This window comes from Amorphoplanes friuliensis DSM 7358 (assembly GCF_000494755.1).
Classification (GTDB): Bacteria; Actinomycetota; Actinomycetes; order Mycobacteriales; family Micromonosporaceae; genus Actinoplanes; species Actinoplanes friuliensis.
In genome coordinates, this window is the sequence record NC_022657.1 from 2,918,116 (window position 1) to 2,937,981 (window position 19,866).

A 19,866-nucleotide genomic window follows, 5' to 3' on the forward strand; every position below is an offset into this window, starting at 1 on the left:
ACCTTGTGGGCGCCGGGGCAGCACCACAACGCCGGGCGGTCGAGCTCGGCGTCACGTTCATCGACACCGCTGACTCGTACGGGCCCGCCGTTGCCGAGGAACTGATTCGTGAGGCACTCCACCCGTACCCGGATGGGCTCGTGATCGGCACGAAGGCCGGGTTGCTGCGGCCGGAGCCGATCCGGCAGCCTGGCCGGTGACGGCAGCGAGCTGAGCCGGGTGGCGGCCGCGAAGGGCGTCGCGCCTTCGCAGCTGGCGCTGGCCTGGCTGCTGCACCGGTCGCCGGTGATGCTCCCGATCCCGGGAACCTCGCGCGTGGAGCACCTCGAGGAGAACGTCGCCGCGTCCTCGATCGAACTCACCGACACCGACCTGACCGCTCTGGCCTCCATGCAGGGGTGACCGGCGTCCGCTCAGGCGGGGTGGACGGAATTGGCGAGAACGTTGAGGACGACCCGCCGGGGAAGCCACCGGAAGACCCGCAGAATCAGGCGGTTCGCGCCACCGGATACCACGCGGGCCGGCGTCCGCCCGGCGTCGAGGGCGCGCAGTGCCGTGGCGACGACCTGGTCCGGCGTCTCGAACCGGGCGCCTTTTTCGCTCGTTCCGGAACTCGCATAGAACTCGGTGCGGGTCGAGCCGGGGGAGAGCGCCATGATGCGTACCGCGCTGTCGCGGTGTTCGTGCGCCAGGGCCTCGGTGAAGCTCAGGACGTAGGCCTTGCTGGCGGCGTACACGGTCTGGCCCGGTCCGGGCTGGTAACCGACGAAGCTGGCCAGGTTGATCAGGGCGCCGTCGCCACGGCTCAGCAGATCCGGCAGCAGTTCGCGGGTGAGCTCGGTCAAGGCGGCGACGTTCACGGCGAGCTGATCGTGCACCGTGTCCACGTCGCTCGTCGCGAACGGGCCCGTTGCGCCGAGGCCGGCACTGTTGATCAGCGTCGACAGCGTGATGCCCGCAGCGTCCAGGGCCGCACGAACGGTCGTCGCCGCCCCCGGTTGCGACAGGTCCGCCGGCACCACGGTGACGGTGATCGCATGCCGGCGGCGCAACTCCTGGGCCAGGGCCTCCAGTTTGGTGCCGCGCCGGGCGACCAGCACGAGGTCGGCCCCGCGCTCGGCCAACCGGCGGGCGAACTCTTGCCCGATGCCCGAACTGGCCCCGGTGATCAGGGCGGTTGTCTGTGCGTAACGCATGGGATTCTCCGGATCTGCTGAGCTGGTGAACAGATGTTAACCACCATCGGTTAACAGCTGTCAACCAGACGAGACCCGGGTCTCAGCGGCCGGGGCCGGCAGGGTGATGAGCGAGGATGGTTCCATGACCACCCGTCCCGCCCTCGACGTCACCGCCCGGCAACGCCGTGAGGGCGACCAGCTGCGGGGAGAACTGCTGGAGGCCGCAGCCGTCCTCGCGGCCACCCCGCGCCCGGTCGCCGTGCCCTCGCTGCGGGCGGTGGCCCGCGCCTGCGGCGTTTCGGCGACGGCGGTCTATCGCCACTTCCCGTCCCAGGCCGCGCTCACGCACGCGGTGATCACCGTGCACCATCAGGCGTTCGTGGCTGCGGTCCTGAGAGCTGACGACCCGGCCGGGGATCCCGAGGTCCGGCTCCACCGGCTGGCGGTCGGCTACGTGCGGTGGGGACTGGCCAATCCCGGGATGTACCAGCTGCTCTTCGAGAGCGCCGACCAGCTCGACGCCGAGAGCGGACTCGGTGACATCACCGACGAGGTCATGAAACTGGCCTCCACCCTGCTCGCCGAACTGACCGGAACCGCACCGGCCGAAGTCGCCGTCCTCGCCGAGCGGCTCTGGTTCGGACTGCACGGCATCGTCTCGCTCCGGATGCACAAGCCGGACCAGACCTGGCACGTGGCCGCCGACGAGGCGGCTGTCACCGTCGCCCAGCAGATCCTGGCCTGACGTCAGGGTCAGATGAGCTGGCTCTGCACGTCGCGGGGCACGCGTACGCCCCGGGTGCGCAGGTTGGCCACGAAACGGGCGGCCAGCGGGTCCGAGGTGCCCGGCGTGACCGCGACCAGCTGCCGCACCCAGCGCGGGGAGAAGGACCGGACCGTACCGGGGAAGCCCGCGCTGACCGCGCTCACCGGGCTGATGGCGATGCCGAGACCGGCCGCCGCGAGCTGAGGCGCCGCGGAGGTGACCGAGGTCCGCATGACGGGTTTCAACCGGACGCCGGCCCGGCTCAGTGAGTGGTCGAGCCACTCGCTGAGGCCGTTGCCCGGCGCGAAGTGGACCAGCCGCTCACCGTCGAGCTCGGCCAGGGTCACCGACGGGCGCTGGGTCAGCCGGTGGTCGGCCGAGGCGGTCAGCACAATCTCCTCCTCGGCGACCAGGGCCGAGGTGAACCGGTCGGGCACCGGGCCGGGCATCACCATGATGTCGACGCCGCCGGACTCCATGGAGCCGTACAGCTCGTCGGCCACGACCGACTCCTTCAGGCTGATCACCACCTGAGGGTGGCGCCGGTGCCAGTCCAGCACGACCGGGGCCAGCAAAGGCACGGTCAGACTCTGCGCACAGGCCACCCGCAGGGTGCCTCCCTCGGCCTGTCCGACGGCCCGGGCGGAGGCCACCGCCGAGGTGGCCGCTTCGATCGCCCGGCGTGCGTCGGCCACCGCGGCTCGCCCCGCCGGGGTGAGCTTGACGCCCCGGGCTTCGCGAACGACGAGCGCCGTCCGGGTCTCGCGTTCCAGCGCGGCAATCTGCTGCGAGACGGCCGGCTGCGAGGAGTGCAGCAGCCGCGCGGCTTCGGTGATCGATCCTGTGTCGGTCACCGCGACCAGGCATTCCAGAGCCCTCAACGAAGCCATTCACCGATCTTATGTCAGACATCCGAAACCCCAGGTTCCCTGAGGGAAGCAAAGGGCTCCTCCGATCGCTGGACGTGACAGAGAGCAGTTGACCTAGGGAGAGCGACGATGGTGCAGGCATTTGTGACAGGCGGATCGGGTTTCATCGGCCGGCGGCTGGTGAGCCGGTTGATCGCCGACGGGCACTCGGTACGGGCCCTGGTCCGCAGTGCGGCATCGGCTGATGTCGTGGCCGGGCTGGGAGCGGAGCCGGTGCGCGGCGAACTGACCGAGCCGTCCACGTGGCAGGACAGCGTCGCGGGCAGTGCGGTCTTCTTCCACCTGGCGGCCGAGACCGACATCGCGGCCGAGCGCGCCCGGCAGCAACTCGTGACCGTGGACGGCACCCGTACGGCGCTGGCCGTGGCCCGCCGCGCTGGCGTCGCCCGGTTCATCCACTGTGGCAGCGAGGCCGCGTTGCTCGCCGGTGAGCCGCTGGTCGACGTGGACGAGACCGCACCCCTGCGTCCCGATTCCGAGGCGGCGTACGCCGCGGTGAAGGCCGAGTCCGAGGCTCTGGTGGTGGCCGCCGACGCGCCCGGTTTTGCGACCGTGTCGATCCGTCCGCGGTTCGTGTGGGGCCCGGGGAGCAGCCTGATCGACAACCTCGTGACCGCCGCCCGCACGGGCGCGTTCGCCTGGATCGAGGGCGGCCGGCACATCACCGACGTGACCTACGTCGACAACGCCGTCGAGGGCCTCATTCTCGGCTGGCTCGAGGGCCGGCACGGTCAGGCGTACTTCGTCACCGACCAGCAGCGTGTGGTCCTGCGGGACTTCCTGGAGACCCAGTTCGAGATCCACGGCGTCCAGGCCTCGATCCCCGATATGGACGCCGCCACCGCGGCCCAGGTGGTGCCCGTACCCGCCCGGTGGTTCCTGGGGCAGACCTGCACCCTGCGCACCGACAAAGCCGTCACCGAACTCGGCTACCGGCCGATCGTCTCCCAGGCCGCGGGTCTGGACGCCGTACGGGCCTCGCTGGCCCCCACGAACTGAGCAGGAGCACCTCATGAAGATCGTCACGATCTGAACCCCGGTCCGGTCAGCTTCGATCAGAAGGAAACGCCATGTCGTCAGCCACTGACGAGAGAACTCGTGTCCCGGACACGGCCAGGCTGCCGGTGTCCGCCCTGCTGGCGCTGTTCACGGCCGGGTTCCTGGGCATCATCAACGAGACCATTCCGGCCGGCCTGCTGCCGGAGATGAGCCGCGAGCTCGGCCTCTCGGAATCCACCGTCGGTCAGACCGTCACCGTGTACGCGCTGGCGACAGCCTTCACCGCGATACCGCTCAACGCCGCCCTGAAGAACTGGGGACGCCGGACGGTGCTCGTCTCCGCCCTTGTCGCCTTCGCGGCGGCGAACGCCGTGGCTGCCTTCACCGGCAGTTTCACGGTGATCCTCGTCGCACGTGTGGTGGCCGGTGTCGGAGCGGGCCTGATCTGGTCGAACATCGGCGGCTACGCGGCCCGCCTCGTCCCCGCCACCCTGCAGGGCAAGGCCATTGCCATCGCCCTGGCCGGCACCCCTGTCGCCCTGTCACTCGGGCTGCCCGCGGGCACGCTCCTCGGCGATGCCGCCGGGTGGCAGGCGACGTTCGGGGTGGTGGCCGCCGTCAGCGTCGCCCTGATCCTCTGGGTGTTCGCCGCGCTGCCCAACCTCGCGGGTGAGGCGGAGGCCGGGCACATCCCGGTCGGGACGATCCTGCGGGCTCCCGGCGTACGGACCATCCTCTGGGTCATCGCCGGATTCATGGTCGCGCACAGCATCGTCTACACCTACATCGGCCCGCTGGCGATCGCCTCGGGGGTGGGCGGTCAGCTCGAGTGGATCCTGGTGGTGTTCGGCGCAGCCGCCCTGCTCAGCATCTGGGCCACCGGTTTGTTGCTCGACCCGCACCACCGCCTGCTGATCGTCGTGAGCACGGTCGTGCTGGGCGCTGCGTTCCTCGTCCTGGGATTCGCCTCGCTCAGCCCGGTGCTTCTCTATCTGGGCGTAGCGGCGTGGGGTTTCGGCTTCGGTGGTTCCGCCACCCTGTTCGTGACGGCCGGGATCCGGGCGGCCGGCTCGGACGGCGTGCAGTCGATGATCGTCACGACCTTCAACCTGAGCATCGCGGCCGGTGGCGTGGCCGGCGGTCTGCTTCTGACCGCCCTCGGCGCCGTCTCCATCTCGTGGGTCGCCGTCGCGATCATGATCCCCACGATCGTCGCGGCCGTTGCGGGCCGCCGGCACGCCTTCCCGCGCTGGCCGCGGACCTAGCCGGCGCTCCTGGGCCCCGCTCGACGTGCGGGGCCCGGCTCGGTGCGCAGCCCGTGTCGCCTGGCTCCGGCGGAGGTAGCTTGGGCATACCGAACGATTTTGATCGAGAAGGAGTGCGCCATGCAGGCAACCATCGACGGCACCGTCGTCGCCGACGCGCCGGAGTCGGAGCTGGTCACCATCGAGGGCAACTTCTACTTCCCGCCGTCCTCGCTCAAGTCCGAGCTCTTCAGCAACAGCGACACGCCCTACACCTGCCCGTGGAAGGGCGTGGCCCAGTACCACGACGTGTCGGTCGGTGACGCCGTTCACCACGACGCCGCGTGGAGCTACCCGGACCCGTACCCGGCGTCGTTCGACCGGGTCGGGCAGGATTACAGCGGTTATGTCGCGTTCGACAAGTCCCAGGTGTCGGTCGGCTGACCGGTGCCGCCGCTCAGGCGCCGGCGCCGCCGTCGACCGGCACGATGGCGCCGGTCACCATCGAGGCCCGGTCGCTGAGCAGCCAGGCGGCGACCTCGGCGACCTCGCGGGGCTCGGCCATGCGGCCCATCGGGGTGGCGGCGATGTTGGCCGCGATGACGCCGGGGGTCGCCTCGTCCCAGGCCTGCATCATCTCGGTGGTCGTACCGCCGGGTGTGATGCCGTTGACGCGGATGCCCGCCGGCGCCCAGGTGACAGCGGCCGACTCGGTGATGCTGTTGAGCGCCCGCTTCATCGCGCCGTAGGCCGGCAGGAACGGGTTGGCCCGGCGGGAGCCGATGCTCGAGGTGTTCACGATCGCCCCGCCGCCGCCCTGGCGCATGAGAGTGGCCTCGGCGTTCATCGCGGTCCAGTGCGCCCGGAAGTTCACCGCGAACTGCTCGTCGATGTCGGCGTCGCTGGTCGTGTCGAGCGGGCCGGGCTGCTGGATCGTGGCGCCGTTGTTGAAAGCGCCGTCGAGCCGCCCGTGCAGCTCTTCGACCCGGGCGATCGCGGCACGGATGCTGCTGCTGTCGGCGAGGTCCACGGTGATCGCGTCGGCGACGCCGCCCTCGGCGCGGATCTCGGTGACGAGGCGGTCCAGGGCGTCGGTGCTGCGGGCAGCCAGGACTACCGCTGCGCCCTCCTGGGTGAAGAGCCGGGCGGCGGCCGCGCCGATGCCCCGGCTGGCGCCGGTGATGAAAATGACCTTGCCGGCGAGCAGGCCGGTCGCGGTGGTGGCGGTTGAGTTCGTCATGACCGCAATGCTGGGCCGGTCCGGGCGCCTGATTCAGGTACGGACGGTACTACGATCCGCCGCTGCCCAGCGGGCACACTCGGGGGTATGGACAAGCAGGAACTCGGTGCGTTCCTCCGCAGCCGGCGTGAGCGGCTCCAGCCGGAGGATGTAGGCCTGTCCTCGGGCCCCCGGCGGCGTGCCCCGGGGCTGCGCCGGGAGGAGATCGCGGTGCTCGCGCACATCTCCACCGAGTACTACGTCCGGCTCGAGCAGGGCCGGGCCCCGCGGCCGTCCGGTGAGGTGCTCGCCGGGATCGCGGGCGCGCTGCGGCTCACCGGCGCCGAGTCCGACCATCTGCACCTGCTGGCCGGCACGGCGCCGATCCGGTCGGGCCTGCACTGCCGGGAGGTCCGCCCGAGCGTCGTGGCGCTGCTGGAACGGCTGCCTCAGACGGCCGGCTTTGTCGTGTCCGCGGCGTACGAGGTGCTCGCCTGGAACGACCTGGCGGCGGCCCTCATGGAGGACTTCGCCGCCCTCACCCCGGAGAACCGGAACCTGGCCCGCAAGGCGTTCCCGGCGTCGGCGCATCAGGGCCCGACACCGTACGGAATTCACGACGGTGCCGAGTTCCGGCTGAACGTGGTCAGGAGGCTTCGCGGCACGCTCGCCCGGTATCCGGCCGATCCGACGGTGACCGGCCTGATCGAGGAACTGTGCGAGGGCAGCCCCGACTTCGCCCGCCTCTGGGAACGCCATGACGTGGAGGCGGTGCCGGTGCTGAGGAAGACCTTCCGGCACCCGGTCGTCGGCGACATCACGCTCGACTGCGATGCGATGACCCTGGAGGACACCGACCAGCACCTCGTCCTCTACAGCGCCCCGAAGGGCTCGCGTGACGCGGAGGCCCTGGCCCTGCTGAACGTGCTCGGAACCGAAACGATCAGCCCTCACCTGCGCTGACGGCGGCAAGCCGGCGCAGCTGGCGAGGCGACAACTCTGCTCGTCCCAGGCCTCGGCGCCGTGGAGTCTGAACACTTTTCCGGGCGATCGGCAATGTCAGGTTGGAAGCGAAAACCTGCCGAGGAGGGCCATGGCTTCGGATGCGGATTTGATAGGCCGGTCGCTGAATGGCGATGTCGACGCCTTCGTGGAAGTCGTCGAGCGGCACGAGGCCGCCGTCGGCTCCTACCTGGCTCGCAGGGCGGGGCGCGATGCGGCTGAGGATCTGCTGGGTGAGGTCTGGGTTGCGGCGTTCGCGTCGCGGCAGTCCTACGACCAGTCGTACGGCGATGCACGGCCCTGGCTGTACGGGGTGGCGTTGAATCGCATTCGCCGCTACTTCCGGTCCCGGCCGGCCGAGGACCTGGTCGCTGACGTGACAGACCTGGCTACCGGATGGGATCCGTGGTCGGCGGTGGACCTCGGCATGGACGCCCGTGCGGTACTCCGATCGGCTCTGCTGCGGCTCAAACCCGAGGAGCGGGAGGTCCTGAGGCTCGTCGCCTGGGAGGACCTGACCGCGGCGGACGCCGCACGGACACTCGGCATGCCGGCCGGCACCGCGAGGCGGCTGCTGAGCCAGGCCAGGGCGGCATTGCGCGACGCGCCGGGGGTGTCCGCGCTTCTGAAGGAACGCAACAGCGCGAAGGAGAGACACCGATGACCGACGAGCTCGATCTGATCGGTGAGTTGGGCAAGGCAGAAGCTCTGCGCCCGGAGGCGTATCAGCGGGCGCGAACGGCGCTACGGGCGGCCATGGCCGACCCCGGAACCGTGCGGTTGCTGGACGCGATGTCAATGGAGAACACGACTGTGGAAAAGGCTTCGACGATGGAAACGACGACCACCACGCGGGACCACAAATTCAGCCCGGAGACTCAGCGCCGGCGCCGGATGAGCATGAAGAGCCGGCTCGGCATCGGCGCCGGGGTGGGGGTTGCCGCCGCGGCGGCGGTCGTTGCTGTGGCGCTCAACTCGTCGGCGCCCGGAGCTGGGGTGCCCGGCGACAATCCGCCGGTCGCCGCCTCGGCGCCGGCTGCCGTCGACGGGTCCGCCGAGCGTGCGCCTCTGATGACTCTGGCCGGGTCCATCAAGACGGCCACCCCGCCGGCGGGCGACGGGTGGCTGGTCAAAGCGACTCAGGTCCACGGCAAGAAGACCATGCAGGTCATCTACACGCTGTACACCGATGATCACGCGATTTACACGGGCGACAGCGTCAAGGGCGTCAAGCGCGCGATCAGCAAGAACCAGGACCAGCTGAAGGACGGTGGCTACGCTCCGCTCCTCAAGGCGGCCGTCGCCGCGGCGGACCGCAGCCCGGCTGACGGCCGGACGCTCATGCTCAAAGCAGCCGGGGACAGGCTGGTCGGGCTTGATTCCGCGGCGCAGAAGACGGAGTGGGACAAGCAGCAGGCGGCCGCCCAGGTGATCGTCAAGCAGAAGGGTGGCAACTTCAAGCCGAAGCCGTACAGCCCTCAGGCCGTCAAGGCGCACCTCGACAACGCCCTGTGGGCGTACAGCACCCAGGCCTTGTCCGCCGGCGACGGCAACACCGAGGTCCGGGCCGGTGTGCTGCGTCTGCTGTCCACCATCGACGCAGTCAGCGTCAAGGACTCCACCACCAACGGCACAGCCACGCTGACGATCATCGCCGGCCCCGAGGTGTTCGGCGGCGCGGGTGACGAGGTCCTGACCGTCGACGCCAAGACCGGCATGCTGGTCAAGGACGTGTCCACCGTGCCGGGCCTGCCCAAGTCCACCACGACGTACGAGTCCTCCCGGGTGACGGCGGCCGAGCTCTAGGCCGGTAGCTCCCGGACGGGCGTAACTGGCCCAGCAGGTGACAACGGTGCGGGCCGCCTACCCAGGCGGCCCGCACCTCGTTCTGCGCAGCTGGATCAGGCCGGCGGTACGGCGATGCGGGTGGCCTCCAGCGTGCCCAACAGCGTGAGCGCCTCGGCGTCCGGTGAGCCGGGTTCGGCGTGGTAGACGACGAGTTGCTGGCCCGGCGCCGCGCGTACATCGAAGGTCTGCATGGCCAGCGTGAGCGGGCCGACCTCCGGGTGCAGCAGGTTCTTGGTCTGTGAGGTTTTGCCGCGGGCATCCTGGCGGGCCCACAACGCGCCGAAGTCCGGGCTCCGGGCCAGCAGGGTGTCGACGACGCGGACCAGAACCGGGTCGTTCGGGGCCACACCCCAGGCGAGGCGCAGACCGGCCGCGGTGTGGGCCGCCACGTCCGGCCAGTCGGGGTAGAACGTGCGGGCCGCCGGTTCCAGGAAGACCTTGAACGCGAGGTTCCCGGTCGCACCGAACAGGGCTGTGCCGAGCTGGTTGGCGGCCAGCACGTCGTAGGCGCGGCCGAGAACGAGCGCGGGGTTTTCCGGCCACATGTCCAGGAGCCGGCGCAGCTGGGGGTCGGCGCGTTCGGTCGCGGCCAACGGGTGGGCGCGAGGGCTGAGCCCGGCGAGGCGGTGCAGATGCTCCCGGGCGTCCGGGTCGAGCCGCAGGGTGCGGGCGAGGGCCTCGAGGACCTGCGCGGACGGGTGGCGCTCGCGGCCCTGCTCGAGGCGTACGTAGTAGTCGGCGCTCATGCCCGCGAGCAGGGCCACCTCCTCGCGCCGCAGTCCCGGCACCCGCCGGACACCGGAGGTGACCAGGTTCGCGTCGGCCGGTGTCACCTTGGGCCGGTGCAGCCGCAGGAAGTCGCCGAGGGCAGTGGTCGCCATGGGTCCGAGGATACGGCGGCGGGCGCCGGCTCAGCCTGGGTGCGGTTCCCCCTGGATGGCACCCGGCGCGGCGGTGAGGCTGAAGTCATGACCGATTCCAAGACGATTCTGATCACCGGCGCGAGCAGCGGCATCGGGGCGGCCACCGCGCGCCGTCTCGCGGACCAGGGGCACACCGTCGTGCTGGGCGCGCGGCGGGTGGACCGGCTCGAAGCCATCCGCGACGCCGGTGGCGACGTGCACATCGACCGGCTCGACGTCACCGACCGCGCGGACGTCACGCGGTTCGTCGACGCCGCGGTCAGCACCCACGGCCGCATCGACGTGCTGATCAACAACGCCGGGGTGATGCCGCTGTCGATGCTCGACGCCCTGCTCGTGGAGGAGTGGGACCGCATGATCGACGTCAACATCCGCGGGCTGCTGCACGGCATCGCGGCCGCGCTGCCGCACTTCCAGCGGCAGGGGTCCGGCCATTTCATCACCGTCGCGTCGATCGGCGCGCACGAGGTGTCACCGACCGCCGCTGTGTACTGCGGCACCAAGTACGCGGCCTGGGCCATCACCGAGGGCCTGCGCCGCGAGGTCGACCCATCGGTCCGGGTGACCACGATCTCGCCCGGCGTGGTCGAGTCCGAACTCGCCGAGTCCATCAGCGACCCGGTGGCCCGCGCGGAGATGAAGGCCTACCGGGCGAACTCGATCCCGGCGGACGCTGTCGCGCGCGCTGCCGCGTACGCGATCGGTGAGCCGGACGGTGTCGACGTGAACGAGATCATCGTCCGTCCCGCGATGCAACGCTGACAACCTCGGTCGCAGGCGGTGGCGTCCTATCATCAGATATGGACGGTGATGATTTCGACGGGGCCGTGGGCGGGCTCGTGATGCTGGCCGCGATCATCATGCTGGGAGCCTGCGTCTTCGGCGCCGACTGGGTTCGTCCGCCCGACGAAGGTGCCGGCCCGTTCGTGACCCCCGAGCGCGAAGAGACCTTCGGGATTCTTGTACTCGTCGCGGCGGGGATCTGCCTGCTCTGTGTCGTGCGGGCGATCTGGGGTGTCACGGCAACGCCCCTGGTGACCGCTGCAATAGCCGTCGTTGTCGTCGCCGGCTTCGCGACCATGCTCTACCTCAGCCCCACCCGCATCGAGCTGCGCAACGACGGGTTCGGCGCACCCACCGTCGAAGCGACCGTGCGGCAGTCGGTGGTGTTCTACAACAGCACCGGCACGGATCTTGTGGTGTGCCTCGGCGTCGAGGGCGTCTGCGATGCCGAGGCCAGCGGTCCCCGGAAGCTTCGCTCACCCGGTCTTGTCGTCCCCGCCGGTTACCGGGTGAGCGTAAAGATGCCTGTCGTCGCCGGCGACTTCACGGTGACTCTGGTCAGCGACCGTCCCGAGATCGAGCGCCGGGACATGATGATCCGATCCAATCGAATCCAAGGCCCATGACCGGCTGACGGTGATGAGATGGTCGGCCCGGGTGCTCAGTGATGGCGCAGCAGTGACATCGCCGCCAGGCCGGCGCCGTTGAGTGCGGCGGTGCGCGGTGAGGACGCCCGGTGGACACGCACCTGCAGCAGGCCGGCGATGGCCGTGGCCAGGTCCGGGCGCACAGCGCCGTCACCGACCAGCAGGACTCCCCGCGCCAGCGCTGTGGCCGACTCCGCAGGGTCGGGGCCTGCGCACAGGTCATCGATGTGGCGACGGACGGTGTCACTGATCAGGTCCACGGTGGCGCCGCGGTCGAGATCTCGCGTACCGATCTCGGTGCGGCGGGCGGTGTGGACACGACCGTCGGTGAGCAGCGCGACCTCGGTCAGTTCGGCGCCGATGTCGACGACCAGCAAGCTTCCCGCGGCCGCCCCTGAACCGATGGCGGCGGCACGAACGGTGTCGATGAAGATCACCCTTTCGGGCGCGAGGACGGCGTGGAGCACTCGGCGGGTGGCTTCCTGGTCGGCCTCGGAAGCCAGCACCGGCCGGCAAGCAACGACCACACCGCCTCGAGGCAGGGGCTGCGGAAATCGGCCGACGAGCCGGGTCAGCTGATTCGTACAGCCGTCGAGGTCGACGACGCGACCCCGGTGTACGGGCATCGCGGTATCACTCCAGGAGTCGTTGACAGTGCCGTGGTGGGCGGCCCACACCCCTACGGTGCGGCTGCCGAGGTCCACGGCGAGTGCAGTCGGCCGGAGTTTCGCGACCGGCGGGCCAGGCAGGGGTGCCGGTCTCAGGGGCACGACCATCTCGGCTCCTTTCGAGGGTGGGCCTTGTGCTGTCTTCAGGCGTCCTGGTGTTGTCTGTGCCTGCGGGTGAGCCGGATTCGACCGCGGCGACGCTGCTTCCCCGGCGGGAACGGTTCGGCGCTGAACGGGTGGGTGCGGTCGACGGCGGAGCGGACCAGTTCGGCATCGTCGAACTCGTACCGGACTCGATTGACCACCGTGGTGACACCCGGCACCCTCCCGGCCACCCGGGTGACGATGTCGGCGGTGGAGAGCCGGCCCACCGTGCCGGTCAGCGTCGCTGTGCCCTCGCGGACCTGCACCCTGACCTGCTCTGGGCGGATCCACAGCCGGCGGCGCAGCACCGCCTCGACCTCCCGCCGGATCGCCGCATCGTTGCGGGCGTAGGGGCGAAGCAGATCGCCGCGGGACACCACTCCGAGCAGTCGTCCCTGCGGATCGGTCACCAGCAATCGGCGGATGTTGCGGACCTGCATGGTTCTGGCGGCTCGGGTCAGCGACGCGTCGGCACCGATGGACAGTGCCGGGGAGGTCATCAGGTCTCCCGCTCGCACCGCTGTGACCTTGGCCTTCCGGCGGCCGCGTCGCTGGTTGTCCCTCGCGCCGCCGGCGACACCGGCGAGCAGATCGGTCTGAGAGACAAAACCGAGCACGTCACCCGTTGCGTCAGTCACCGGTACGGCGCTGATGCCCTCGCGTTCCAGCAGACCAGCCAGCTGACCGACAGGGGTTTCCACCCCCACGGTGACCACCTCTCGTGTCATCACGTCATCGACCTGCCATTGCATTTCGACACCTCCCTTGTACTGTCCCGGACACGTTCTTCTTGTCCCGTCCATCCTCTCCGCGACGAGTGCACACCGACTACGGTCGGCGACGGCGACGTTCCTCGTTCTTGCTTGCCGACCTCCGGCAACCTCCGCTGTCGTCGCCCGGGCGGTCTAGACTGCCGATGGTCGGCAATGGCGGCTGATGAAGCCGTGCTGCCGCCGCCCGATCCGCAACGGCGGACGGCTATCGAGCCGACGGGTGCCACGGCATCAGTGGCTCGAGGGCGAGGCGGAAATGACCGAGAGAGCTCAGCGGCGCGGCGGGCGCCGGCCGGCAAAACCGCAGGCTGGGGACGCGTGGCTGATCGACGTCGCCGAGGGAGCCGGCAGGGACGCCGGCGCTGTTCCCGTGGAACTGCTCGGCGACTATCTGCCGCTGCTCGCCGACGCGGCCACGCACGGGCGCCGGGCCAAGCGCCGTGAGCTGGACGCGGTCGAGCTGCTCGGCCGACGCGCCGCCGAGCAGGGAATCTCGGCCGGAAAGGTGGTCCAGCTCTACTTGTCCGCCGCCCGGCGACTGTGGCAGGACCTCCCCACGGTGGTGCGTTCGCGTGACCCTGAGGAGGTGCGCGCGGCCGCGGCGGCGGTCCTGCAGGTTGTCGACGACGCGGTCGCGACCCTGGCCGAGGGATACGCGGTCGCCCGCCGCGATTTGGTGCGCCGGGAAGAGTCGCTGCGCCGGGAACTGATCGACGATCTGCTGCGCGGTGACTCCGACCTGGGCACCCTGGTGGGGCGCGCGGAGCCGTTCGGGCTCGACCTCGCCCGGGTGCATCAGGTGGCGCTGGCGGCGCCCAGCCGACGGTTGCCGGACGCCGATGCCGCGATCAGCGCCCTCGAGGCGGTGGTGTTCGACCGGCTCGGGGACCGTGACGTCCTCGTCGCCACCAAGGACGGCCTGCTCGTCGTGCTGGCACCCGCCGATGCCGGTGCCACGGGCCGGATGTCGTCCGGGATGGACGCGAGCAATGAACTCGGCCGGCTCATGCACCGGGAGTTGAGCCGGCTGCACCGCGGCCGTCCCTGGCGGGTCGCCGTCGGCCGCGCTCATCCCGGCCTGTACGGCATCGCCCGTTCCTACGAGGAAGCCCGGGAGGCGCTCACCATGGCCGGGCGCCTGAACACGAACACTCCGGTGATCAACGCTCATGACCTGCTGATCTACCGTGTTCTGCTCCGCGACCAGCCTGCCATCGTGGACCTGGTCCAGGCGGCGCTCACCCCCCTCGTCCAGGCCCGCGGCGGCGCCGGGCCGCTGCTCGACACCCTGGAGGCGTACTTCGCCACCGGTGCGGTGGCCACCGAGTCGGCGAAGCGGCTGCACGTCTCGGTGCGCACCGTCACCTACCGGCTGGCGCGGATCAAGACGTTGACGGGCTACGACCCGGCCGATCCCGCGCATCGCTTCACACTGCAGGCAGCGGTGCTCGGCGCCAAGGTGCTCAACTGGCCGCAGGAGCCACTGCCCATTCCTGCCTGACCGGCCGCTACGGCCGCGGTGGTTGCTGATCACCCGAGGAGCGGGCATTGTCGGTGAGCCACAGGCCGCCGCTCACCCCCGCCACGCTGAGCGCGATGAGGGCCAGTCCTCCGCTGCCCGTCAGCACCGCGAAGCCCATGAGCAGAGCGGCCGAGAACAGCCACCCGCGCGCGGTCATGCCCAGCCACTCCTGAGGGCAGCGCAACCCGAGGCGCTCGAAACGCTGGGTGAAGGCGAGATCCTCTGATCGCAGTTCGTGTTCGATTTCCGTCAAGGTGCGCTGCTCGGCCTTGCTGAGCATGCCTGTCTCCTTTCCGTGGGCGGCAGGCCGCGTCGAGGCACTGGAGCCGATCTGTCCGGTCATCCGAGCGCTGCCAGTTCCTTCTCGCTCTTCCGGTGGGCGTTCCTCGTGCCGGTGTCGTCCTCACGCCACCAGACGGGAAGGCGTTCGGTCCACCAGCCGAGCAGCGGGTCACGGCTCGAGGTCCGACGCTCGGGTACGACTGCAGCAGTGTCGTCGACGTCGGCCGTGAGCCGATCGACGACCTCCGTGACGCCGGGAACCGTCTCGGTCAGCCGTACGGCGGCAACGGCAGTGGTCCGGCGAGCGGTGCGTCCGGCGATGACGACGACCCCACCGTCCACACTCACCTCGACGGCGCCTGGCTGGATCGGAAGCGTGCCGCCGAGCACCTGCAACACCTCATCGCGGATGACGGCGTCGAGGCGGGAGTGAACTCCCAGCAGGTCCGATCGTGTGATGATGCCGCGCAGCCGGTGCTGCTCGTCGACCACGACCAGCCGTCCGACCTTCGTACGGTGCATCTCCCGGGCGGCGGCAGCCGGCGTGGCGTCGGGTCCGATGGTGACCGCCGGCCCGCTCATCACTTCTACGGCAGTTCCCTTGGGCCAGTGCAGGGATGGTGCGAACCGGCTCAGCCATCCAGCACGGCGACCGTTCCCCTGGCTGCTGACGCTGATCTTCCGGTGCAGGTCCGTCCAGGACACCAGGCCCAGCACAACGTCGAACCGGTCGGTGATGGGAACCGCCGAGATCTGCCTCTCGGTGAGCAGGGCGACGAGGTCCGCCATCGATGCGGTGTCGGGTGCGGTGATCACGTCGGTGGTCATCAGGTCGCGTACCCGCCAGGTCTGCACGGTGATCCTCCTTTGCCGGCGCTGAGATCGAGTGGCGTCGCGGTGCGCACGTTCCCGCGGGCCGGCCGTTGCCGGCTCTGACGTCTGTCTCCATCTTCACGGTGGACGGCCCGTTCGCGGCAGGGTCACCGCTCACAGACCTCGGCACTCAGACATTGCCGACCGTCGGCAATCTCGGGGAGGAGCGTCGAAAGGAGCCCTTGCGACGAACTGTCGTGGCCGACGCGCTCTTCACTGCCGGTCACCGGCAAGGTGCGGCGCCCTGGATCGGCCGGTGGAGGCCCTGACCGAGCGGATCAGGCTGCGCGACAGTGGAGTTCGGCGAAACCGCAGAAACGAGGAGCGGCATGTCTTCCGAAGGTCAAGGGCTCGGCACTCCGGGCGAGGTCGCCGTCATCGGCGCGGGGATGGTGGGCCTTTCCACCGCATGGTTCCTGAGCGAGCGCTGGAAGCATTCGATGCGCTCGCCGGGGGTGGCGTCACGGCTGCGACGAAGGCAGCGGGCGCCTTCCTCGCCTGCTTCGCTCAGGAACGTGACGCTCACGGTCTGCTGTCCGAGCTGGAGCAGATCGCCGACGCCGGTCAGGTCGTCGACTACCAGCCGATATCCGGACGGCGGGCGCGGGTTCTGGAACCGGCGCTGACCGGCGAGGTGAAGGCCGCCGTCATGATCCGCGGACAACGCTATCTGCACCCACCGCAGTTCCTGCATTCGCTGGCCCAGGCGGTCCGGGCACGTGGTGGCCGGATCATCGAAGACGCCGACGTGACCGCTCTTCAGCACGGATCGTCCGACGTGTCCGTGGTGCGCCGGTCCGGCGAGCAGGACCGGTACGACACCGTCGTGGTCGCCACCGGCGCCGCCCTTCCGGCGCTGACCGCCGGCTTCGGGGTCCGGCATCCGGTGCAGGCCGGTCGCGGTTACAGCTTCAGCGTGCCGGTCGAACGGATGCCCGCCGGGCCGTTGTACTTCCCTCGGCAGCGGGTGGCCTGCACGCCCTTGGGCGACCGGCTCCGCGTGGCCGGGATGATGGAGTTCCGCCGCCCCGGCGACGCCCTCGACCCCCGGCGGATCACCGCTGTCGTGGATGCCGTACGCCCGTTTCTGACGGGTGTGCGTCTCGACGAGCGCCGCGACGAGTGGGTGGGATCGCGCCCCTGCACTGCGGACGGACTTCCACTGGTGGGCCGCACCGCCGCCCCACGGGTGTTCGTGGCGGGCGGGCACGGCATGTGGGGCGTCGTGCTGGGACCGATCACCGGGCAGTTGCTGGCGCAGAGTGTGGTCAAGGGTGAGGTGCCGGCCGAGCTCGCGCCGTTCGACCCGCTGCGCTGACCGCATCGGCCTGCCCGGCCCTGACGCTGATGGAGGAGAAGTGCTTTCGATTCACCACCCCCGACAGACGATCCTGCCCCGCACCGGCGAATCGGACGCTCGACGCCCGACCACGATCCGTGCAGCGCTGATCGGTGCCGGTCTCGGCAGTTGGCTGGGAATCCTCACCGGGGTCGTCCTGGCCCTGTCGGTCGCCGGCCACGTCTGGCCGGCGGTGTCGTCGGGAGGTTTGCTGATCGGCGCGTTTGTCGGTGCGCTCGTCGGCTGTGTCACCCATTGGGCCGCCGACAGGCGCGGCGCCGAACCGCGAGAACGCTCGAGCTGCTGGAGGGCTCCTTGATGGAACTACGAACAGCTGCGCTGCCCGGAACCGGTGTGGTCTCGACCGTCTACGGCTCGAGCGTTGCTCGCAGCGTGGTGAGGGCCGTCTTGATGATGTCGTAGAGCCGGCGGTCGTCGTCGGCCTCGAGCCATGCGGTGACCGACACGTACATCAGGGTTGCCGAGGTCTCGGCGAGCAGGGCGGCCCGGGTCGGATCGAGGCCGCGGTCGCAGAATCCGTCCCGGACAGCGGTGGCCAGCGCGGCCCGCTTCTGCAGCTCGCGCTCGCGCAGGCCGGCGTCGGTCGCGACGATGGCGCGCCACTGCCGGATGGTGTCCTTCCGGCCCTCGAACCGGGCCTCGGCCACGGCCCGCAGACCTTCCAGGGTGATGGTCAGCGGACTGGTGCCGGCGGGCGCCTCGGCGACGAGCTTCCGGGCGTACGCGGGCAGTTCGGCCTCGTCGGCGAAGAGCACCTCGCGTTTGTCGGCGAAGTGCCGGAAGAACGTCCGTGTTGTCAGCCCGGCCCGTTCGGTGATCGCGGGCACCGTGGTCGCGGCGAAGCCCTGCTCGGTGAAGAGCTCGAGGGCCGCCTGCTGCAGCCGCTGGCGGGCGTCGGGTTGCCATCGTGCCATCCCGGAACTATATCGGTGATGACACGGCGTGTCATTGGCAGTATGGTCATGACACGGCGTGTCATCAACGGGATGCTCGCCGCACCAGGGCGGAGCTGTGCCATGACAGACGTGTGGATTCTCGGCGGCACCGGCCGCAGCGCGCGGGCGATCGCGGCTGAGCTGCGGCACCGGGGTGTCCGGCCGGTGCTCGTCGGGCGGGACGCCGGGCGGCTCGCCGCCGTAGCGGACGGCCTGCCGACGGTGGTGGCCGGATCGATCGGCGAGACGGCGGCCGCGATCCGCCGTGACCGGCCGGCCGTGGTCGTCAACACGATCGGGCCGTTCACCGACACCGCCGCGCCCCTGCTGGACGCGTGCCTGCCGTCCAGCGACTATCTCGACCTGGCCAACGACCTGGCCGCGGTGTCGGCGACCCTCGGTCGCGGCGACTCGTTCGCCGCCTCCGGACGCACCGCCGTCACCGGGGCCGGGTTCGGCGTGACGGCCACGGAGAGCGTCGTGGTGAAGCTGTGCGAGGGGCGCCCGGTGCCGCGGCGGGTCCGCGTCGACATGGTGCCGTCCCTGGCCGTCGAGGCCGGTGCCGTCGGCGACGCGCTGGCGGGCACCATCGTGGAGGGCCTCCCGGGGGTCGAAGGCGGCAGCAGGTTCCAGGGCCGGCGCTACCGGGACGGCCGGCTCGTTCCCGGCAAGCTCGCCGGCGACCCGATCCGGCTCGTCCTGCCCGACGGCTCGACCGTCACCACGGCGAGTATGCCGCTCGGTGAACTGATGGCCGCTCAGCGGGCCAGCGGAGCCGCGGACGTGGTCTCCGCCTCCAGCGAAGCTCCATCATCACCGGTCGTCCGCGCGATCCTGCCGGCAGCGACCGCACTGCTGAACCTCGGCCCGATCCGCGCCTTCGCCCGCCGCAGGCTGGCCGCGGTGCAGTTCAAGGCGGCACCCAAGCCGCGTGAACACTCGTGGGGTCACGCTGTCATCGACTTCGCGGACGGCACCACGCGCGAGGGGTGGCTCCGCGTCGGCGAGGCGCAGGCCTGGACGGGTGCGGTGCCGGCCGAGGTGGTCCGCCGGCTGCTCGACGGACAGGGCAAGCCGGGCGCGTACACCCCGGCCGCCCTCTTCGGTCCCGGCCTGGCCGAGTCCTGCGGTGGGGAGTACCAGATCGTGGACGCCTGACCATCACCGCGGCGACGGGCTCCAGGTCCCCAGCGCCGCGATGATGGCTTCGATGAGGTCTTCGTCGGTGGAAGTGCGTTCGATGGTGCTGCGGTAGTACATCGGCCCGATGGCCATGGCGGCGGCATCCCGGCTCGGTAGGGCCGGGGTGAACTCGCCGCGTGCCTGCGCATCGTCGAGAGCGGCCGCCAGACGCGTACCGAGAATGCCGGCGAACTGTGCGCGCCGGGCGTCCATGGTCTTGTCCCACAGGGCGTTCGTGGCCAGGGTCGTGGCCACGGCGCGCACGTCGTCGAGGTCGAGCTGCCGGGCCATCGCCGTCAGCTCCCGGCGCAGCCAGTCCCTGGTCGGAACGGTCGGCTCGTCGAAGAACGGCATCGGGACCGTCGCCATGACCTCCACGAGGAGGAGCTCCGCCTGCGGCCAGTGCCGGTACACGGTCGCGCGTCCCACTCCGGCCCGCTCGGCGACCTGGACGTGGGTCACCGCTGTCGGGCCCTTCTCCAGGAGCAGCTCACGCGCGGCGTGCAGGATCGCTTCCCGGCTGCGCAGGAATCGAGGATCTTGGTCGGTGGGCACGACCCCATCTTATGAGACGGGTTGACTCATAGTC

23 protein-coding genes and 1 pseudogene are annotated in these 19,866 nt (G+C 70.4%); 14 read left to right on the forward strand and 10 right to left on the reverse strand.

Annotation, left to right across the window (positions count from 1 at the left end; translation table 11 throughout):
- Window positions 1-29: 29 nt before the first annotated feature.
- A pseudogene (locus AFR_RS45055) lies at window positions 30-402 on the forward strand (aldo/keto reductase); the annotation flags it as partial.
- Window positions 403-413: 11 nt separating this feature from the next.
- On the opposite strand, the gene AFR_RS13575 reads toward AFR_RS45055, so the two are convergent.
- Window positions 414-1,196, reverse strand: coding sequence for an SDR family NAD(P)-dependent oxidoreductase (locus tag AFR_RS13575; RefSeq protein ID WP_023361042.1), 783 nt, complete (start codon window positions 1,194-1,196; stop codon window positions 414-416).
- A 124-nt stretch (window positions 1,197-1,320) separates the two neighbouring features.
- Here AFR_RS13575 and AFR_RS13580 point away from each other — a divergent pair, with 124 nt between their 5' ends.
- Complete coding sequence (locus tag AFR_RS13580) at window positions 1,321-1,923, forward strand: TetR/AcrR family transcriptional regulator (protein WP_023361043.1); 603 nt, start codon at window positions 1,321-1,323, stop codon at window positions 1,921-1,923.
- An 8-nt stretch (window positions 1,924-1,931) separates the two neighbouring features.
- Here the strand turns inward: AFR_RS13580 and AFR_RS13585 are convergent, their stop codons facing one another.
- Window positions 1,932-2,834 (reverse strand): LysR family transcriptional regulator, encoded by a 903-nt coding sequence (locus tag AFR_RS13585; protein ID WP_023361044.1) that lies wholly within the window; start codon window positions 2,832-2,834, stop codon window positions 1,932-1,934.
- A gap of 108 nt (window positions 2,835-2,942) precedes the next feature.
- Between AFR_RS13585 and AFR_RS13590 the strand changes: the two genes are divergently transcribed.
- From AFR_RS13590 to AFR_RS13600, 3 genes are all read left to right on the forward strand, one after another.
- A complete protein-coding gene (locus AFR_RS13590; RefSeq protein WP_023361045.1) occupies window positions 2,943-3,872 on the forward strand; it encodes an NAD-dependent epimerase/dehydratase family protein in 930 nt (309 codons plus the stop codon).
- A 71-nt stretch (window positions 3,873-3,943) separates the two neighbouring features.
- A complete protein-coding gene (locus AFR_RS13595) occupies window positions 3,944-5,137 on the forward strand; it encodes an MFS transporter (RefSeq protein ID WP_023361046.1) in 1,194 nt (397 codons plus the stop codon).
- 120 nt (window positions 5,138-5,257) lie between these two features.
- Window positions 5,258-5,560, forward strand: coding sequence for a DUF427 domain-containing protein (locus AFR_RS13600; RefSeq protein ID WP_023361047.1), 303 nt, complete (start codon window positions 5,258-5,260; stop codon window positions 5,558-5,560).
- Window positions 5,561-5,573: 13 nt separating this feature from the next.
- Here AFR_RS13600 and AFR_RS13605 read toward each other — a convergent pair whose 3' ends face one another.
- Window positions 5,574-6,356, reverse strand: a complete 783-nt coding sequence (locus AFR_RS13605) for an SDR family NAD(P)-dependent oxidoreductase (RefSeq protein ID WP_023361048.1) — start codon at window positions 6,354-6,356, stop codon at window positions 5,574-5,576.
- Window positions 6,357-6,443: 87 nt separating this feature from the next.
- Here AFR_RS13605 and AFR_RS13610 point away from each other — a divergent pair, with 87 nt between their 5' ends.
- The 3 genes from AFR_RS13610 (at window position 6,444) to AFR_RS13620 (ending at window position 9,143) form a co-directional block, all read left to right on the forward strand.
- Window positions 6,444-7,298: a helix-turn-helix transcriptional regulator gene (locus tag AFR_RS13610; protein ID WP_023361049.1), complete on the forward strand. Its 855-nt coding sequence runs from the start codon at window positions 6,444-6,446 to the stop codon at window positions 7,296-7,298.
- A gap of 130 nt (window positions 7,299-7,428) precedes the next feature.
- The gene (locus tag AFR_RS13615) at window positions 7,429-8,001 is read left to right on the forward strand and encodes an RNA polymerase sigma factor (protein ID WP_023361050.1); all 573 of its coding nucleotides are present in this window, start codon (window positions 7,429-7,431) and stop codon (window positions 7,999-8,001) included.
- Window positions 7,998-9,143, forward strand: coding sequence for a hypothetical protein (locus AFR_RS13620; protein ID WP_023361051.1), 1,146 nt, complete (start codon window positions 7,998-8,000; stop codon window positions 9,141-9,143). Before AFR_RS13615 ends, AFR_RS13620 begins: the two co-directional genes overlap by 4 nt.
- A 95-nt stretch (window positions 9,144-9,238) precedes the next feature.
- On the opposite strand, the gene AFR_RS13625 is transcribed toward AFR_RS13620, so the two are convergent.
- Complete coding sequence (locus tag AFR_RS13625; protein ID WP_023361052.1) at window positions 9,239-10,066, reverse strand: helix-turn-helix domain-containing protein; 828 nt, start codon at window positions 10,064-10,066, stop codon at window positions 9,239-9,241.
- 87 nt (window positions 10,067-10,153) lie between these two features.
- Between AFR_RS13625 and AFR_RS13630 the strand changes: the two genes are divergently transcribed.
- Together AFR_RS13630 and AFR_RS13635 are read left to right on the forward strand one after the other, a co-directional pair.
- A complete protein-coding gene (locus tag AFR_RS13630; RefSeq protein ID WP_023361053.1) occupies window positions 10,154-10,870 on the forward strand; it encodes an SDR family oxidoreductase in 717 nt (238 codons plus the stop codon).
- 38 nt (window positions 10,871-10,908) lie between these two features.
- Entirely contained in the window at window positions 10,909-11,517 is a 609-nt protein-coding gene (locus AFR_RS13635) for a hypothetical protein (RefSeq protein WP_023361054.1), read from the forward strand.
- Between the two features lie 35 nt (window positions 11,518-11,552).
- Here AFR_RS13635 and AFR_RS13640 read toward each other — a convergent pair whose 3' ends face one another.
- Window positions 11,553-12,314, reverse strand: a complete 762-nt coding sequence (locus AFR_RS13640; RefSeq protein ID WP_023361055.1) for a rod shape-determining protein — start codon at window positions 12,312-12,314, stop codon at window positions 11,553-11,555.
- Between the two features lie 35 nt (window positions 12,315-12,349).
- Complete coding sequence (locus tag AFR_RS13645; protein WP_023361056.1) at window positions 12,350-13,102, reverse strand: CBS domain-containing protein; 753 nt, start codon at window positions 13,100-13,102, stop codon at window positions 12,350-12,352.
- A gap of 277 nt (window positions 13,103-13,379) precedes the next feature.
- On the opposite strand from AFR_RS13645, the gene AFR_RS13650 reads away from it, so the two are divergent.
- Window positions 13,380-14,624 carry a PucR family transcriptional regulator gene (locus AFR_RS13650; protein ID WP_023361057.1) on the forward strand — a complete coding sequence of 415 codons (1,245 nt, stop codon included), beginning with the start codon at window positions 13,380-13,382 and terminating at the stop codon, window positions 14,622-14,624.
- A 7-nt stretch (window positions 14,625-14,631) separates the two neighbouring features.
- Here AFR_RS13650 and AFR_RS13655 read toward each other — a convergent pair whose 3' ends face one another.
- On the reverse strand, window positions 14,632-14,925 hold the full coding sequence (locus tag AFR_RS13655) for a DUF3040 domain-containing protein (RefSeq protein ID WP_023361058.1): 294 nt from the start codon (window positions 14,923-14,925) through the stop codon (window positions 14,632-14,634).
- Window positions 14,926-14,984: 59 nt separating this feature from the next.
- A complete protein-coding gene (locus AFR_RS13660) occupies window positions 14,985-15,782 on the reverse strand; it encodes a CBS domain-containing protein (protein ID WP_023361059.1) in 798 nt (265 codons plus the stop codon).
- A gap of 427 nt (window positions 15,783-16,209) precedes the next feature.
- Here AFR_RS13660 and AFR_RS13665 point away from each other — a divergent pair, with 427 nt between their 5' ends.
- Both AFR_RS13665 and AFR_RS13670 read left to right on the forward strand, forming a co-directional pair.
- Complete coding sequence (locus AFR_RS13665; RefSeq protein ID WP_023361060.1) at window positions 16,210-17,118, forward strand: NAD(P)/FAD-dependent oxidoreductase; 909 nt, start codon at window positions 16,210-16,212, stop codon at window positions 17,116-17,118.
- Window positions 17,119-17,158: 40 nt separating this feature from the next.
- The gene (locus tag AFR_RS13670; protein ID WP_023361061.1) at window positions 17,159-17,458 is read left to right on the forward strand and encodes a hypothetical protein; all 300 of its coding nucleotides are present in this window, start codon (window positions 17,159-17,161) and stop codon (window positions 17,456-17,458) included.
- A gap of 49 nt (window positions 17,459-17,507) precedes the next feature.
- Here AFR_RS13670 and AFR_RS13675 read toward each other — a convergent pair whose 3' ends face one another.
- Entirely contained in the window at window positions 17,508-18,074 is a 567-nt protein-coding gene (locus tag AFR_RS13675; protein ID WP_023361062.1) for a TetR/AcrR family transcriptional regulator, read from the reverse strand.
- Window positions 18,075-18,176: 102 nt separating this feature from the next.
- On the opposite strand from AFR_RS13675, the gene AFR_RS13680 reads away from it, so the two are divergent.
- Complete coding sequence (locus AFR_RS13680) at window positions 18,177-19,253, forward strand: saccharopine dehydrogenase family protein (RefSeq protein ID WP_023361063.1); 1,077 nt, start codon at window positions 18,177-18,179, stop codon at window positions 19,251-19,253.
- Between the two features lie 3 nt (window positions 19,254-19,256).
- Here AFR_RS13680 and AFR_RS13685 read toward each other — a convergent pair whose 3' ends face one another.
- Window positions 19,257-19,832 carry a TetR/AcrR family transcriptional regulator gene (locus AFR_RS13685; protein WP_023361064.1) on the reverse strand — a complete coding sequence of 192 codons (576 nt, stop codon included), beginning with the start codon at window positions 19,830-19,832 and terminating at the stop codon, window positions 19,257-19,259.
- Window positions 19,833-19,866: the final 34 nt, after the last annotated feature.

Bases quoted from the DNA above. Each gene is read 5' to 3' on its own strand.
- AFR_RS13665 (WP_023361060.1), top strand. From the start codon at position 16,210: ATGGTTCCTGAGCGAGCGCTGGAAGCATTCGATGCGCTCGCCGGGGGT.
- AFR_RS13640 (WP_023361055.1), bottom strand. From the start codon at position 12,314: ATGGTCGTGCCCCTGAGACCGGCACCCCTGCCTGGCCCGCCGGTCGCG.
- AFR_RS13655 (WP_023361058.1), bottom strand. From the start codon at position 14,925: ATGCTCAGCAAGGCCGAGCAGCGCACCTTGACGGAAATCGAACACGAA.
- AFR_RS13620 (WP_023361051.1), top strand. From the start codon at position 7,998: ATGACCGACGAGCTCGATCTGATCGGTGAGTTGGGCAAGGCAGAAGCT.
- AFR_RS13635 (WP_023361054.1), top strand. From the start codon at position 10,909: ATGGACGGTGATGATTTCGACGGGGCCGTGGGCGGGCTCGTGATGCTG.
- AFR_RS13590 (WP_023361045.1), top strand. From the start codon at position 2,943: ATGGTGCAGGCATTTGTGACAGGCGGATCGGGTTTCATCGGCCGGCGG.
- AFR_RS13680 (WP_023361063.1), top strand. From the start codon at position 18,177: ATGACAGACGTGTGGATTCTCGGCGGCACCGGCCGCAGCGCGCGGGCG.
- AFR_RS13595 (WP_023361046.1), top strand. From the start codon at position 3,944: ATGTCGTCAGCCACTGACGAGAGAACTCGTGTCCCGGACACGGCCAGG.
- AFR_RS13610 (WP_023361049.1), top strand. From the start codon at position 6,444: ATGGACAAGCAGGAACTCGGTGCGTTCCTCCGCAGCCGGCGTGAGCGG.
- AFR_RS13650 (WP_023361057.1), top strand. From the start codon at position 13,380: ATGACCGAGAGAGCTCAGCGGCGCGGCGGGCGCCGGCCGGCAAAACCG.
- AFR_RS13675 (WP_023361062.1), bottom strand. From the start codon at position 18,074: ATGGCACGATGGCAACCCGACGCCCGCCAGCGGCTGCAGCAGGCGGCC.
- AFR_RS13645 (WP_023361056.1), bottom strand. From the start codon at position 13,102: ATGCAATGGCAGGTCGATGACGTGATGACACGAGAGGTGGTCACCGTG.
- AFR_RS13630 (WP_023361053.1), top strand. From the start codon at position 10,154: ATGACCGATTCCAAGACGATTCTGATCACCGGCGCGAGCAGCGGCATC.
- AFR_RS13615 (WP_023361050.1), top strand. From the start codon at position 7,429: ATGGCTTCGGATGCGGATTTGATAGGCCGGTCGCTGAATGGCGATGTC.
- AFR_RS13605 (WP_023361048.1), bottom strand. From the start codon at position 6,356: ATGACGAACTCAACCGCCACCACCGCGACCGGCCTGCTCGCCGGCAAG.
- AFR_RS13600 (WP_023361047.1), top strand. From the start codon at position 5,258: ATGCAGGCAACCATCGACGGCACCGTCGTCGCCGACGCGCCGGAGTCG.
- AFR_RS13575 (WP_023361042.1), bottom strand. From the start codon at position 1,196: ATGCGTTACGCACAGACAACCGCCCTGATCACCGGGGCCAGTTCGGGC.
- AFR_RS13625 (WP_023361052.1), bottom strand. From the start codon at position 10,066: ATGGCGACCACTGCCCTCGGCGACTTCCTGCGGCTGCACCGGCCCAAG.
- AFR_RS13585 (WP_023361044.1), bottom strand. From the start codon at position 2,834: ATGGCTTCGTTGAGGGCTCTGGAATGCCTGGTCGCGGTGACCGACACA.
- AFR_RS13580 (WP_023361043.1), top strand. From the start codon at position 1,321: ATGACCACCCGTCCCGCCCTCGACGTCACCGCCCGGCAACGCCGTGAG.